At 60.4% G+C, this 15,312-nt stretch carries 13 protein-coding genes; 11 read left to right on the forward strand and 2 right to left on the reverse strand.

Annotation, left to right across the window (positions count from 1 at the left end; genetic code table 11):
• Positions 1 to 93 precede the first annotated feature (93 nt).
• From AABM52_RS26280 to AABM52_RS26330, 11 genes are all read left to right on the forward strand, one after another.
• Positions 94 to 1,494: a polynucleotide adenylyltransferase PcnB gene (locus AABM52_RS26280; RefSeq protein ID WP_347909088.1), complete on the forward strand. Its 1,401-nt coding sequence runs from the start codon at positions 94 to 96 to the stop codon at positions 1,492 to 1,494.
• 3 nt (positions 1,495 to 1,497) lie between these two features.
• Entirely contained in the window at positions 1,498 to 1,983 is a 486-nt protein-coding gene (gene folK, locus AABM52_RS26285) for a 2-amino-4-hydroxy-6-hydroxymethyldihydropteridine diphosphokinase (RefSeq protein ID WP_347909090.1), read from the forward strand.
• Between the two features lie 267 nt (positions 1,984 to 2,250).
• On the forward strand, positions 2,251 to 3,051 hold the full coding sequence (gene panB, locus AABM52_RS26290) for a 3-methyl-2-oxobutanoate hydroxymethyltransferase (RefSeq protein ID WP_095965623.1): 801 nt from the start codon (positions 2,251 to 2,253) through the stop codon (positions 3,049 to 3,051).
• On the forward strand, positions 3,048 to 3,908 hold the full coding sequence (gene panC, locus AABM52_RS26295; protein ID WP_347909092.1) for a pantoate--beta-alanine ligase: 861 nt from the start codon (positions 3,048 to 3,050) through the stop codon (positions 3,906 to 3,908). The genes panB and panC overlap by 4 nt, the downstream gene beginning before the upstream one ends.
• Positions 3,909 to 4,040: 132 nt before the next feature.
• Positions 4,041 to 4,421 (forward strand): aspartate 1-decarboxylase, encoded by a 381-nt coding sequence (panD, locus tag AABM52_RS26300; protein ID WP_003228271.1) that lies wholly within the window; start codon positions 4,041 to 4,043, stop codon positions 4,419 to 4,421.
• Positions 4,422 to 4,644: 223 nt separating this feature from the next.
• Positions 4,645 to 6,309: a glucose-6-phosphate isomerase gene (gene pgi / locus AABM52_RS26305; RefSeq protein WP_347909094.1), complete on the forward strand. Its 1,665-nt coding sequence runs from the start codon at positions 4,645 to 4,647 to the stop codon at positions 6,307 to 6,309.
• Positions 6,310 to 6,502: 193 nt separating this feature from the next.
• Entirely contained in the window at positions 6,503 to 8,440 is a 1,938-nt protein-coding gene (gene acs, locus AABM52_RS26310; protein WP_347909096.1) for an acetate--CoA ligase, read from the forward strand.
• A gap of 54 nt (positions 8,441 to 8,494) precedes the next feature.
• A complete protein-coding gene (locus AABM52_RS26315) occupies positions 8,495 to 9,367 on the forward strand; it encodes an oxygenase MpaB family protein (protein WP_347909099.1) in 873 nt (290 codons plus the stop codon).
• A 181-nt stretch (positions 9,368 to 9,548) separates the two neighbouring features.
• Positions 9,549 to 10,565: a class I SAM-dependent methyltransferase gene (locus tag AABM52_RS26320; protein WP_347909102.1), complete on the forward strand. Its 1,017-nt coding sequence runs from the start codon at positions 9,549 to 9,551 to the stop codon at positions 10,563 to 10,565.
• A 60-nt stretch (positions 10,566 to 10,625) separates the two neighbouring features.
• The gene (locus AABM52_RS26325) at positions 10,626 to 13,616 is read left to right on the forward strand and encodes a DUF748 domain-containing protein (RefSeq protein ID WP_347909103.1); all 2,991 of its coding nucleotides are present in this window, start codon (positions 10,626 to 10,628) and stop codon (positions 13,614 to 13,616) included.
• Positions 13,616 to 13,909: a DUF2845 domain-containing protein gene (locus tag AABM52_RS26330; RefSeq protein WP_347909105.1), complete on the forward strand. Its 294-nt coding sequence runs from the start codon at positions 13,616 to 13,618 to the stop codon at positions 13,907 to 13,909. Before AABM52_RS26325 ends, AABM52_RS26330 begins: the two co-directional genes overlap by 1 nt.
• Positions 13,910 to 14,067: 158 nt before the next feature.
• Here the strand turns inward: AABM52_RS26330 and AABM52_RS26335 are convergent, their stop codons facing one another.
• Both AABM52_RS26335 and AABM52_RS26340 read right to left on the reverse strand, forming a co-directional pair.
• Positions 14,068 to 14,424, reverse strand: coding sequence for a BON domain-containing protein (locus AABM52_RS26335; RefSeq protein ID WP_347909107.1), 357 nt, complete (start codon positions 14,422 to 14,424; stop codon positions 14,068 to 14,070).
• Between the two features lie 300 nt (positions 14,425 to 14,724).
• Complete coding sequence (locus AABM52_RS26340) at positions 14,725 to 15,144, reverse strand: pilin (RefSeq protein WP_347909110.1); 420 nt, start codon at positions 15,142 to 15,144, stop codon at positions 14,725 to 14,727.
• Between the last annotated feature and the right edge of the window lie 168 nt (positions 15,145 to 15,312).

Raw genomic sequence — 15,312 nt, forward strand, 5'->3', positions numbered from 1 at the left:
CCTACACCATCCCCCGACTAAATGCTAGAATCCCCGCCCATCATGCGGTCATTCTTCTGTTATGGCCGAATATTCCTTCAAACAGTGCATCCCATGCTGAAGAAGCTGTTCCAGTCATTCCGTACTCCCAAGCGTCCTACGCAACACATTCGCAGCACGCCTGAAGTGCTCAACAGCGGCCAACACTCGCTGCAGAAGGCGCAATTCAGCCGTTACGCGGTGAATATCGTTGAACGCCTGCAGAGCGCCGGTTATCAGGCTTACCTGGTTGGCGGTTGCGTGCGCGACATGCTGCTGGGTATCACACCGAAAGATTTCGACGTTGCCACCAGCGCCACACCCGAGCAGGTACGGGCCGAATTCCGTAACGCACGAATCATCGGGCGCCGGTTCAAGCTGGTGCACATCCACTTCGGCCGCGAAATCATCGAAGTCGCGACCTTCCGCGCCAATCACCCGCAGAACGAAGACGAGGAAGACAGCAATCAGTCTTCGCGCAACGAAAGCGGGCGCATCCTGCGCGATAACGTCTACGGCACCCTGGAAGAAGACGCGCAACGTCGCGACTTCACCATCAATGCCTTGTATTACGATCCGGTCAGCGAGCGCATCCTCGACTACGCCAACGGCGTACACGACATCCGCAACCACCTGATCCGCCTGATCGGCGATCCGACGCAACGCTACCAGGAAGACCCGGTACGGATGCTGCGGGCCGTGCGTTTTGCCGCCAAGCTGAACTTCGGCATCGAAAAACACAGCGCCCTGCCGATCCGCGGCCTGGCGCCGATGCTGCGCGAGATCCCGTCGGCCCGCCTGTTCGAAGAGGTACTCAAGCTGTTCCTCTCCGGCCATGCCGCCGATACGTTTGAAATGCTGGTCGACCTGCAGTTGTTCGATCCACTGTTCCCGGCCAGCGCCGAAGCACTGGAATACAACCCGACGTACACCCACACCCTGATCAGCGAAGCCCTGATCAATACCGACCTGCGGATCAAGCAGAACAAACCGGTGACCCCGGCGTTCCTGTTTGCAGCCCTGCTCTGGCCTGCCCTGCCGGCCCGCGTCTTGCGCCTGCAGGAACGTGGCATGCCGCCGATTCCGGCGATGCAGGAAGCGGCGCACGAGCTGATTGCCGAACAGTGCCAGCGCATCGCGATTCCGAAACGCTTCACCATGCCGATCCGCGAGATCTGGGACATGCAGGAACGCCTGCCCCGCCGCAGCGGCAAGCGTGCCGATCTGTTGCTGGACAATCCGCGTTTCCGCGCCGGCTACGACTTCCTGCTGCTACGCGAAAGCGCCGGCGAGCAGACTGATGGCCTGGGCGAATGGTGGACGGACTATCAGGACGCCAACGAAAGCGAGCGCCGCGACATGATTCGCGACCTCAGCGGCAAGGACGAAGGCACGGGCGCCCCGCGCAAGCGTCGCCGTAGCGGTGGTTCCAAGCGCAAACGCGCCGCTGGCGCCTCGAGCACCACGGGCGAGTAATCCATGGAACGCATCTACATCGGCATGGGCAGCAATCTGGCTGACCCCGCCGAACAATTGCGCAGCGCCGTCGAGGCGCTGGCGCACTTGCCGCAGACGGAGCTGGTCGGGGTTTCTGCGTTTTATCAAAGCGACTCGCTGCTACCCGGACAACCGCGCTACACCAATGCAGTGGCTGCTCTCGACAGCACGCTGGCGCCGCTGGACCTTCTGGATGCCTTGCAGGCCATCGAAAATGGCCAGGGTCGCGAGCGTCTTGAGCGCTGGGGGCCACGCACGCTGGACCTCGACATCTTGCTGTTCGGTGATCGCCTGATCGACGAACCGCGCCTCAAGATTCCCCATTACCACATGCAGGAACGGGCCTTCGTGCTATATCCGCTGGCGGAACTGGCACCCGCGGATCTGCGCCTGGCCGATGACCGGACCTTGGCCGAACTGCTGAAGACATGCCCGTTCGTCGGCCTGGAACGCCTGCCCCCGACGTGACACAAATCCTCCTGTGGGAGCGCGGCATCTGCTGCTGAATCGCATCAGTTACCCCGGTAACACCCCACCCGTAACAATGCGGTAACACACGCAATTGACTTCCCTCGTTCTCCTCACGACTATAGGCGTCCCGCTGCCGCCAACACGGCGTTCAAGGGCGCAATCCAGGCCTTAAAAGCACGACGAAAGAGCGTGCGCCTGTATTCAACGAAGAATCACGCGCGTTACTCGCAGTAGTTTCCACAGCGCCTGAATGAGGAACTTTTCATGCCAGCCATCACCCTGACCACCCTGCAAGGTCTGAAGCAAAAAGGTGAAAAGATCACCATGCTGACCTGCTACGACGCGACCTTCGCCCATGCCTGCAACCAGGCCGGTGTCGAAGTGCTGCTGGTGGGCGACTCCCTCGGCATGGTTTTGCAGGGTCACGACAGCACCTTGCCTGTCACCACTGCAGAAATGGCTTATCACGTGGCCGCCGTCAAACGCGGTAACAGCGATGCCCTGATCCTCGCCGACCTGCCTTTCATGGCCTACGCCACCACCGAGCAAGCCATGACCAACAGCGCCCTGTTGATGCAGGCCGGCGCGCACATGGTCAAGGTTGAAGGGGCGTTGTGGCTGGCCGATTCAATTCGCCTGCTGGCCGAACGCGGCATCCCTGTCTGTGCGCACATGGGCCTGACACCGCAGTCGGTGAACATCCTGGGCGGCTACAAGGTCCAGGGCCGCAATGAAAACCAGGCGCGGCAGATGCGTGCCGACGCGATTGCTCTGGAACAGGCTGGCGCGGCAATGCTGCTGCTCGAGTGCGTCCCGAGCGAACTGGCGGAAGAAATCACCCAGGCGGTGAAGATTCCGGTGATTGGTATTGGCGCCGGCAATCGCACCGATGGCCAGGTACTGGTTCTGCACGACATGCTGGGCCTGTCCATTACCGGCCGCGTGCCAAAATTCGTGAAAAACTTCATGACTGGCCAGACCAGCATTGAAGCGGCATTGAATGCCTACGTGACTGAAGTCAAAGCGGCAACTTTCCCTGGGATCGAACACGGATTCTCTGCATGAACACCGTAAAAACCGTACGCGAACTGCGGGCCGCCGTGGCCCGAGCCCGTAGCGAAGGCAAGCGCATCGCCTTTGTGCCAACCATGGGCAACCTGCACAGCGGCCATGTGGCGCTGGTGACCAAAGCCTCCCAACGGGCGGACTTCGTGGTTGCGAGCGTTTTCGTCAACCCGCTGCAATTCGGTGCTGGCGAAGACCTCGACAAGTACCCGCGCACCCTCGCTGCCGACCAGGAAAAACTGCTCCAGGCCGGTTGCCATCTTCTGTTTGCCCCCACTGTTGAAGAGATGTACCCCGACGGCATGGCCGGCCAGACCCGCGTCAGCGTCCCGCAATTGTCCGAAGGCCTGTGCGGCGCCAGCCGTCCGGGGCATTTCGAAGGCGTGGCGACGGTAGTCAGCAAGCTGTTCAACATGGTCCAGCCGGACCTGGCGATTTTCGGCGAGAAAGACTTCCAGCAACTGGCGGTGATTCGCGCGCTGGTTCATGACCTGAACATGCCGATCCAGATCATCGGTGAACCCACTGTTCGCGCTACCGATGGCCTGGCGCTGTCGTCACGCAACGGTTTCCTCAGCGAAGAGCAACGCGCTGTGGCACCGGTGGTCTACCGCACGCTGAATGCGATCGGCGAAGCGATCAAGCAGGGCGATCGCGACTACCCGGCGCTGATCGGCACCCAGATCAAACAGCTCGAAGCAGCCGGCCTGCGTCCTGACTATCTGGAAATCCGCCATGCCCTGACCTTGCGCCCGGCGACGGCACAGGACCGTGACCTGGTGATTCTGGCGGCGGCGTTCCTCGGTACGACGCGGTTGATCGACAACCTGCACCTGAACCTCGACGCGCCAAACTGAACACCGAAAAACCTGTAGGAGCGAGCAGGCTCGCTCCTACAAGGGAATCTGCGCCGGTTTCCAAGCCGTATTGCCGCCCACAACCCCTTCGGGCAAACTGCCCGCCGTTCGATTCCGACCTGGGAAATACTCATGCACGCCATCATGCTCAAAGCCAAGCTGCATCGCGCCGAAGTCACCCACGCTGTACTCGATTACGAAGGCTCCTGCGCCATCGACGGTGAATGGCTGGACCTGTCCGGCATTCGTGAGTACGAACAGATCCAGATCTACAACGTCGACAACGGCGAGCGCTTCACCACCTACGCCATCCGTGGCGAAGAAGGTTCGCGCATGATCTCGGTCAACGGCGCCGCCGCGCACAAGGCCAAGGTTGGCGATCGCGTGATCATCTGCGCTTACGCTCATTACAGCGAAGCCGAACTGCTCAACTTCAAGCCGCGCATGCTCTACATGGCACCGGGCAATGAACTGAGCCACACCAGCAACGCCATTCCGGTCCAGGTCGCCTGATCCAAGCCTGTCTCTTCCGTTTGTCGGACCATTCCTAACTTCGATGTTAAAAAAGTACCGGAAACAGGTCAGACAAAGTCAAGACAGATCATTGCGCGGGGTTTACTGTAGTCGCCCTGCGCCATGAAATCGTGTCGACGCAGTTGACCGGAACGCCCACCCGCAGCGCTCCGGGATTTTTAGTGTTCAAAAGGCCGTTCAAGTAATAAGGAAACCCGCAGCGATGGCGTATTACCGCACTCCTCACGACGTTACCGCTCTGCCTGCCTGGCAAGCGTTGAATGACCACCGCCAAGCCATGCAGGATTTCAGCATGCGCGAAGCCTTCAATGCCGATCCGCAGCGTTTTACTCAATTCACCCTCAGCAGCTGCGGCCTGTTTCTCGACTATTCGAAAAACCTGATCAACGCCGAGACCCGCAACCTGCTGGTGGGCCTGGCCAACGAAGTCGACCTCAAGGGCGCGATCAAATCGCTGTTCGATGGCGAAATCGTCAACTCTTCCGAAGGTCGTCCGGCCCTGCACACGGCCCTGCGCCGCCCGGTCGGCGACAAGCTGTCGGTCAACGGCGTCAACGTGATGCCCGAAGTGCACAAGGTGCTGAACCAGATCACCGACCTCGTCGGCCGTATCCACGACGGTCTGTGGCGCGGCTACACCGAGAAGCCGATCACCGACGTGGTGAACATCGGCATCGGCGGCTCCTTCCTCGGCCCTGAGCTGGTGTCCGAAGCCTTGCTGTCTTACGCCCAGAAAGGCGTGCGTTGCCATTACCTGGCGAACATCGACGGCAGCGAGTTCCACGAACTGACCATGAAGCTGCGCGCCGAGACCACGCTGTTCATCGTCTCGTCGAAATCCTTCAACACCCTCGAAACCCTGAAGAACGCCCAAGCTGCCCGTGCCTGGTATCTGGCCCAGGGTGGTTCGGAAGCCGAGCTGTATCGCCACTTCATCGCGGTATCGAGCAACAACGCCGCCGCCGTAGCCTTCGGCATCCGCGAAGAGAACATCTTCCCGATGTGGGACTGGGTTGGCGGGCGCTACTCGCTGTGGTCGGCCATCGGCTTGCCGATTGCCCTGGCCATCGGCATGTCGAACTTCAAGGAATTGCTGTCCGGTGCCTACACCATGGACCAGCACTTCCAGAGCGCACCGTTCGAACAGAACATGCCGGTGCTGCTGGCCTTGCTCGGCGTGTGGTACGGCAACTTCTGGGGCGCGCAAAGCCACGCGATCCTGCCGTACGATCACTACCTGCGTAACATCACCAAGCACCTGCAACAGCTGGACATGGAATCCAACGGCAAGAGCGTGCGCCAGGACGGCAAGCCAGTGTCCACCGACACCGGGCCGGTGATCTGGGGCGGCGTCGGCTGCAACGGTCAGCACGCCTACCACCAGTTGCTGCACCAGGGCACCCAACTGATCCCGGCCGACTTCATCGTGCCGATCGTCAGCTTCAACCCGGTGTCCGACCACCACCAGTGGCTGTACGCCAACTGCCTGTCGCAGAGCCAGGCGCTGATGCTCGGCAAGACCCTGCCCGAGGCCGAAACCGAACTGCGCGACAAAGGCATGAGCGAAGACGATGTACAGAAACTCGCGCCGCACAAGGTGATCCCGGGCAACCGTCCGAGCAACACCCTGGTGGTCGAACGCATCAGCCCGCGTCGCCTCGGCGCACTGGTGGCGATGTACGAGCACAAAGTCTTCGTGCAAAGCGTGATCTGGGGCATCAATGCCTTCGACCAGTGGGGTGTGGAGCTGGGCAAAGAGCTGGGCAAAGGCGTCTACAACCGCCTGGTCGGCAGCGAAGAAACCCCGGCCGAGGACGCCTCGACCCAAGGGCTGATCAATTACTTCCGTGGTCGTCACCGCGGGTAATCTGACACCGCCCTGCTGCACCTTGTGGGAGCGAGCCTGCTCGCGAATGCGGTTTGTCAGTCGACTTTGATGTTGACTGACCCAACGCTATCGCGAGCAGGCTCGCTCCCACAGTTGTTTTGTGTACGGCTTGAACCCTTTGACCTCTCGGCGCATCTTTATCTTTGTCGCAAAACAAGAATAAGGAACCGTCATGTTCGATATCAGCACGTTCCCCAAAGCCGATGCCGTCCGCCGGGCCGCACAATTGAGTCAAGACGACTATCAGCGCCTGTACCGCCAATCCGTCGAACACCCCAGCACCTTCTGGGCCGAACAGGCCACGCGCTTTCTCGACTGGAGTGCTCCCTGGGAAACCGTCCAGCGCTACAACCTGAAAACCGGTGAAGCCAGCTGGTTTGCCGGTGCGCAACTGAACGTCAGCTACAACTGCATCGACCGACACCTGGAGAAACGCGGCGATCAGGTCGCCATCATCTGGGAAGGCGACGACCCGGCCGACTCCACCTCCATCACCTACAAAAAACTGCATGAAAACGTCTGCCGCCTGGCCAACGTGCTGAAAAGCCGTGGCGTGAAAAAAGGCGACCGCGTGTGCATCTACATGCCGATGATTCCCGAGGCGGCCTACGCCATGCTGGCCTGTACCCGCATCGGTGCGGTGCACTCGGTGGTGTTCGGCGGTTTCTCCCCGGACTCGTTGCGCGACCGCATTCTCGACGCCGACTGCCGCACCGTGATCACTGCCGATGAAGGCGTGCGCGGCGGCAGGCCCGTGCCACTCAAGCAGAACGTCGACAAGGCGCTGCAAAGCTGCCCGGACGTGAGCACCGTGCTGATGGTCGAGCGCAGAAATGTACAAGTGAACTGGGTCGAAGGACGGGACATCAAGTACCAGCAGGCCCTGCGCGAAGCCAGCACCGATTGCCCGCCCGAGCCGATGGACGCCGAAGACCCGCTGTTCATCCTCTACACCTCCGGCAGCACCGGCAAACCCAAAGGCGTACTGCACACCACCGGCGGCTACCTGCTGCAAGCTGCGATGACCTTCAAGTACGTACTGGACTACCGCGACGGCGAAGTCTTCTGGTGCACCGCCGACGTTGGCTGGGTCACCGGCCACAGCTACATCGTCTACGGTCCGCTGGCCAACGGCGCGACCACGCTGATCTTCGAGGGCGTGCCGAGCTACCCGACGACCTCGCGATTCTGGCAGGTGATCGACAAGCACAAGGTGAACATTTTCTATACCGCCCCGACGGCCCTGCGCTCGTTGATGCGAGAAGGGCCCGCAGCGTTGAAGGGAACCTCCCGCGCCAGCGTCAGGCTACTCGGTACAGTCGGCGAACCGATCAATCCGGAAGCGTGGGAGTGGTACTTCCATGAGGTCGGTGAAGAGCGCTGCCCGATCGTCGATACCTGGTGGCAGACCGAAACCGGCGGCATCATGCTCAGCCCGCTGGTCAGTGCGCAATGGATCAAGCCTGGTTGTGCGACACAACCGATGTTCGGCGTACAACCAGTGCTGCTCGACGAGCAGGGCAAGGAAATCAAGGGCGCCGGCAGCGGCGTACTGGCCATAAAGTCCAGTTGGCCGGCGCAGATCCGCAGTGTCTATCGCGACCCGCAACGCATGGTCGACACCTACTTCAAGCCCTACCCCGGCTACTACTTCACCGGCGATGGCGCGCGGCGCGATGAAGATGGCGACTACTGGATCACCGGGCGCATCGACGATGTGATCAACGTGTCCGGCCACCGTATCGGCACCGCCGAAGTGGAAAGCGCCCTGGTGCTGCACGAGAGCATCGCCGAGGCCGCTGCAGTCGGTTACCCCCACGACATCAAGGGCCAGGGTATCTATGTCTTCGTCACGCCCATGAACGGCGTCGAAACCAACGAGGAACTGAAGAAGGAATTGCTGGCCCTGGTCAGCAAGGAAATCGGCAGTTTCGCCAAACCGGACTTGATCCAGTGGGCACCGGCCTTGCCGAAAACCCGCTCAGGCAAGATCATGCGGCGCATCCTGCGCAAGATCGCCTGCAACGAACTGGACAGCCTGGGCGACACTTCGACCCTGGCTGACCCGAGCGTGGTACAAGGCTTGATCGATAAACGCCTGAATCAATGACGTACTGGCCTTTGTAGGAGCGAGCCGGCGCCTACAGAAAATTACAGAGTGACCATGGAATTCATCCGCACCCGCATCGAAACCCAGATCATGAGCCTGACCGGTTTATCCCTGGGCAAACTCGACCTGGAAAACCCCAAGGGCGACCCCGGGCTGTTCGGGCCAGACTCGGTGAGCTGGCAAGTCCATGGCGATTTCAGCAGCATGCTGATCGGTGGCATCAGCGCCCTGATGCTGCAGGCCCTGCACCCGCTGGCATTGGCCGGGGTCTGGGACCATTCGAACTTTCGTGAAGACATGCTCGGCCGCTTGCGCCGCACCGGGCAGTTCATTTCCGGCACAACTTTCGGTTCTCGGCAGGATGCCGACTGGTTGATCGAAAAAGTCCGCACCATCCATTTGCAGATCACCGGCACGGCGCCGGACGGACGTGCCTACGCCGCCAGCGACCCCCAATTGCTGACGTGGGTGCATGTGGCGGAAGTCAGCAACTTCCTCGCCGCGCATTTGCGCTATCGCAACCCGCACCTGTCCCCGGTCGATCAGGATCGCTACTACGCTGAAATCGCCCTGGTCGCCGAGCGCCTCGGGGCCCGGGATGTGCCCCGTTCGCGGCAGGAAATAGCCGACTACCTTGAGCGCATCCGTCCACAGTTGCTGTGCGATGAACGCAGTCGGGAAGTCCTGCGCCTGCTGCTGAACGCCCCCTCCCCCAGTCGCCTGGCCAAACCTTTCGGCGGCCTGATGATGCAGGCCGGGATCGATCTGCTGCCGGACTGGGCCAGCGACATGCTCGGCGTCAGCCAGAACCCGCTGCAACGCAAGCTGATCCGCGCCAGCGTCAATCGCAGTGCGCCGATGCTGCGCTGGGCGGTGCGTAATGGGTCGGTGCAGCGGGCCAAGCGGCGGATGGGTTTACTGACCTAGCAGGTATTGCTGCGATTTTTTCTGTGGCGAGGGGGCTTGCCCCCGTTGGGCTGCGAAGCGGCCCCAAGCTCTCGAGCGTTTCCGAAATTTTGCCAGTGCTACGCACTGGAACGGGGGCAAGCCCCCTCGCCACAGTGTTAAACTCCCGCGCCAAATTCCCTCCTCCTGCAAGGCGCCCAGCATGTCTTCCTTGAATCAGGCGCTGCGCGCCGCCCTCGATCAACGCCAGGACCTGCTCGCCGAACTGCACCAGCAAGGTACCGATTGCTATCGCCTGTTCCACGGCAGCCAGGAAGGCGCCGGTGGCCTGACCATCGACCGCTACGGCCCGCAACTGCTGGTGCAAAGTTTCCACCAGGCGCTGGAGCGCGAGACGCTGCTGCAACTGCACGAAGCGATCAATCAACACCTGGGTTTTGAAACCCTGCTGGTCTACAACGACCGCTCCCGTGGCAACTCGCGCATCGATCGTGAAGACATCGTCTACCGCGCCGACGAAGCCGCCCTGCAAGACCTGGTCGGCCACGAATGGGGCCTGAACTATCGGGTGCGCGGTCGCCATGCCGGACAGGACCCGCTGCTGTTCCTCGACCTGCGCAACACCCGCGGCTGGGTCAAGGATCACAGCCAGAACAAAAGCGTGCTGAACCTGTTTGCCTACACCTGTGGTGTCGGCCTCAGTGCCGTCACCGGTGGCGCGCGGGAGGTGTGCAACCTGGACTTCGCCGAAGGCAACCTGGCGGTCGGGCGGGAGAACGGCCAACTCAACCCGCAGTTACCGACCATGGAATTTATCCAGTCCGACTACTTCCCGGCCATTCGCCAACTGGCCGGCCTGCCGATCAGCCAGCGCCGCGGGCAAAAACTGCCGAGCTATCAGCGCCTGGAACAGCGCCAGTACGATCTGGTGCTGCTGGACCCTCCAGCCTGGGCCAAGAGCGCATTCGGCACCGTCGACCTGCTGCGCGACTACCAGAGCCTGCTCAAACCGGCCCTGTTGACCACCGCCGACAACGGCGTGCTGATCTGCTGCAACAACCTGGCGAAAGTCAGCATGGACGACTGGCGCGAGCAGGTTTTGCGTTGCGCGGAGAAGGCCGGGCGGCCGGTGCGTGAGTGGAGCGTGATGAAGCCAGGCGCCGACTTCCCGTCGCTGGATCAGCAACCACCGCTGAAAACCCTGATTCTGCAGCTCTGACCGGCGTCAGAGAAATCTGAAAATTCATGAACAGGCCGATCACTTCGGAACCGGAAACGCATGCCATACTCCAAGGCACTCCGATTCAGACAGATGAAGCCGCACATGTACAAAGGATTGATTCGCGCCCTCGGCGCCTTGTTGACTGCTCTGGCCCTCTACAGCTTGCTGGGTTTTCTGATTTTACCGGGTGTCGCATTGCGCGTTGCCAACCAGCAACTGGCCAACTACGCCACCACACCCGCCACGATCCAGCGGATCGAATTCAATCCGTTCAGCCTTGAACTGACCCTTTGGGGCTTGAACATCGGCGAACCCGGCAAGCAGCAGGTCGGTTTCGAGCGCTTGTACGCCAACCTGCAATTCGACAGCCTGTGGACCAAGGCGGTGCACCTGTCCGATGTCGAACTGGACAAGCCCAAGACCGAAATCCTGTTCAGCAAGGACGGCAAACTCAATCTGCTTGGGCTGTTCAAACTGCCAGCGAGCGAACCCACGCCGGCCGACCCTAACGCCAAGCCGTTTCCGCTGCGCATCGAACGGATCAAACTGGCAGGCGGCGCCGTGCATTTTGAAGATGCCCGGCCCAGCGAGCCCATCGAGTTTCTCTACGACACACTCGATTTCGAACTGAAGAACCTCAGCACCCTGCCCGATGACAGCGCCGACATGACCCTGGTGGCCGTCGGTCCCAATGGCGGACAGATCGACTGGACCGGCAACTTCAGCCTGATCCCGATCGCCTCCGAAGGTAAGTTGAAAATCACTGATGGCAAGATGAAAGCCTTTTGGCCCTATGTGCGCGATGCCGTGCCACTGGACCTCGAAAACGGCGTCATGAGCATCAGCACCGACTACAAACTCAATCTGGCCAAGGAAACCGAGCTGCTGCTGAACAATGTAGCGGTCAGCATCGCCCCCTTTGCGATCAAGGCGCCGGATGGCCGGCCGCTGGTAAAGCTCGAACGCCTGGACGTCAGCGAAACCACCGTGGACCTGGCCAAGCAGCAAGTGGTGGTCGGCAAGATCCGCAGCCACAAACTGGAAACCTGGGCCGCGCTGGAATCGGACGGCCAACTCGACTGGCAGAAACTGTTCGCCAGCCAACCGTCAAAACCCACCGCAAAAGCCAAGGCGGATGCCGAACCGGCCAGCACTCCGGCGGCGGCAGACTCACCCAAGCCTGAACCGGCCGCCCCAGGCAAACCCTGGCAGGTGCTGCTCAAGGATGTGCAACTGCGCGACTACAAGGTGCATCTGGCGGACCGCAAGGCACAACCCGCCGTCGCCCTGGATCTGGCTCCGCTGAACCTCGACCTGCAAAACTTCGACAGCCTCAACGGTTCACCCTTTACCCTCAAGCTCGATAGCGGCGTGGGCAAGCAAGGCAGGATCATGGCCGACGGTGAGGTCAACCTGGCCCCGGTCAGCGCCAGGCTGAAGGTACAGACCAAGGACATCGACCTGCGGGTCGCCCAGTCCTACATCACACCGTTCATTCGCCTGGAACTGCGAAGCGGCATGCTCGGCAGCGATCTGGCGGTCAACCTGAAAAGCACCGAGCCCCTGGCGTTCAACGTCACTGGCCGCGCCCAGGTCGATCAGTTGCATACCCTGGACACCCTGAAAACCCGCGACTTCCTCAAGTGGCAACAAGTCGTGGTCGAAGGCCTGAACTATCAGCATGGGGACAGCCTGTCGATCGACAAGATCAACCTGTTGCAGCCCTACGCGCGCTTCATGATCAACGATGATCGCACCACCAACATCGATGACCTGCTGATTCCCCAGCCGGCGGACTCCGGGGCAAAACCGGCGGCCAGCAAACCGGCCAGCAAAGAGAAACCGCTGGGCATCCACATCGGCGGCATATTCATCAATGACGGTTCGGCCAACTTCGCCGACTTCAGCCTGACCCCGAACTTCGCCACCGCCATCCAGCAACTCAACGGGCAGATCGGCACCATCGACAGCCGCCAGCCGAAACCGGCCAGTGTCGACGTCAAGGGCAAGGTCGATCGCTACGCGCCGGTGACCATCAAGGGCTCGGTCAATCCGTTCGACCCGATGGCCAGCCTCGACATCGCCACCAGCTTCAAACGCGTGGAACTGACCACACTGACGCCCTACTCCGGCAAGTTCGCCGGCTACCGTATCCGCAAGGGCCGGCTCAATCTCGACCTGCACTACCAGATCACCAAGGGTCAGCTCAAAGCTGAAAACAAAGTAGTGGTCGAACAGCTGCAACTGGGTGAAAAAGTCGACAGTCCGGATGCCGTGAGCCTGCCGCTGAAACTGGCCATTGCCTTGCTCAAGGACGTCGATGGCAAGATCTCCATCGAACTGCCGGTCACCGGCGACCTGAACAACCCTCAGTTCAGCGTCATGCCGATTATCTGGCAGACCCTGCGCAATCTGGTCGTCAAAGCCGCGGCAGCACCGTTCAAACTCATTGGCGGGCTGGTCAACGGTGGTGGTTCGGAAGACCTGGGCAGCGTTTCATTCGCAGCGGGCTCCAGCGAATTGGGCAAGGATGCCGAAGGTGCCCTGGATAAACTGTCCAAGGCGCTCAAGGAACGCCCGGCCCTGCGCCTGGAAATCGAAGGCACCGCCGCCCAGAGCAGCGATGGCCCGCTGATCGCCGAACAACGCCTGGAGCGTGAATACCAGTACAACTACTACAAAATGCTCCAGCGCCGCGGTGACAAAGTCCCGGCCCAGGCTTCGTTGCTGGAAGTGCCGGACGGGGAAAAAGGCCCGCTGCTTGAAGGTATCTACCGCACCCGCCTGAAAACTCAGCCCCCTGCCGAATGGAAGGACCTGGGCAAGGAAGAGCGCACCGCAAAAATGCGTGCCGAGGTGATCAAGTTCTGGAGTACCAGCGACGTGCTGTTGCGTCAACTGGGCCAGGAACGCGCCAGCAGCATCAAGGATTACCTGGTCGACAAGGCCCAACTGGAAGATGACCGGGTGTACTTCATCGACGCCAATCTGGGCGAGGCGCAAAGCGACGGCCGCGTGGTGACGCCGATGCATCTGGACGCCGAGTGATGATTCGGCGGCTGGCAGGCCTGGTCCTGGCGCTCTCCGCCAGTCAGGCCTGGGCGGCCGATACCCTGCGCTGTGGCAGCCAGTTGATCAGCGTCGGCGATCGCTCGAGTGAGGTCCTGCAGAAATGCGGGGAACCGGTCAGTCGCGACTTGCTGGGGTACAAGCGCAGTGCAGATCGGCGCGAAGAGTTTCAGGTCGAGGAATGGACCTACGGACCGAATGGCGGGATGTATCAATACTTGCGGTTCGAAGGGAATCAGCTGAAACAGATCACCAGCAAACGCGGAAACTGACCCCACCCCCTATTCATGTCAACACTCTTCAATGTGGGAGCGAGCTCGCTCCCACAATTTATTTTCAGCGCACCACATAAAACAGGCCCCGGCAAAAATGCGCGGGGCCTGTGGTAGCCAACATTCGTTTGGCTCCGGTCCAGGCGAGAAGCCTTGCCTTACTGGGCTTTCAGGCCGTCAGCGGAGACCGCCTTGACGCCTTTGATTTTCTTGGTGATGGCCACCGCAGTCGTTTTCTGAGCTTCAGTAACGGCGACAGTCGACGACAGCGATACAACACCCTTGTTGGTTTCAACTTTGATGTCGGTACCTGGAATGCCTTTCTCAGTCATCAGGTCACTTTTAACTTTGGTGGTGATCCAGGTATCGGAAGTAGCTTCTGTAGCCTTGGTCATTTCACCCGCCGCCAGGGTCATTGGAGCCTGGGTGGCTTGAGTGGTCTGGGCGAATGCCGCGTTTGCCATGGTCAGGGTCAGCGCGGTAGCAGCAGCGGCAGTGATAGCGAACTTCTTCATACGAGTAACTCCTGTTTTTCGGAAAGTCTGCCGGGTGTCTTGTCGGCAGGGTTACCTGGGATATTGCGAACGCTGTGCCAACTTTGAAACTGAAAGTAAAACCTTATTAATCAACAAGTTACAGAATCAGCCAATTTTCGAAATCATGCAAAATGCACGAGAAGCACAAACACTGCATGCAAGTTGCGGGTTTATGGAAAGTTCCTAAGATGCTGAAATTTCTGAGCTTTGCCTGCGGCATTTGACGACGGGTCGACAAACAGGAAAATCCCCGCCAAAGCGGGGACTTGATTCAGCAATTCATGCAGCAGAACCGGAACAACCTTTAGGCAAGTAGTCGTCGGTAACGCTGCTTTTACATGACCAGCCTTTGGCTTCGTCCCGTGTCAGGGTGACGGTTTTGCCCTGGATCACCCCCGGGGCATTGTGCAACGTACAAACGATGGATCCCGCCCCCGGCGTTGTAGCCGTCACTGACAGGGTGCAATGGTTGGTCGATGTCTCGCCGGCGGGCGCCACGTTGGCAATTGTCGGGGTTTCCCCCTGGCTGATCACATCCTCGAACGGCACCTTCATTGCCGTCAGCTCGGCCAGCGCCGCCGTGACCTTGGCCCGGGCCTGATACTTGGAATACATCGGCAGGCCCAGTGTTGCCAGGATCCCGATGATCGCTACCACGACGAGTAACTCGATCAGGGTAAAACCTTTCTGATTGTTCATGTACAAGCTCCATGCATGAGTCGAAGGCTCATGACCTGCCCCATGGCAGCACAGCCTGTGCCAAGGCCAGAAGCCCCTGTTGGCAGGGGGCGTGGTGGTCGCAAAGCCCTTACCTACTACGTGGACCAGCACTATCTGACGTTTTTTGTCACCTCACCCGGGTGGGTT

It is taken from the genome of Pseudomonas grandcourensis (assembly GCF_039909015.1).
Lineage (GTDB): Bacteria > Pseudomonadota > Gammaproteobacteria > Pseudomonadales > Pseudomonadaceae > Aquipseudomonas > Aquipseudomonas grandcourensis.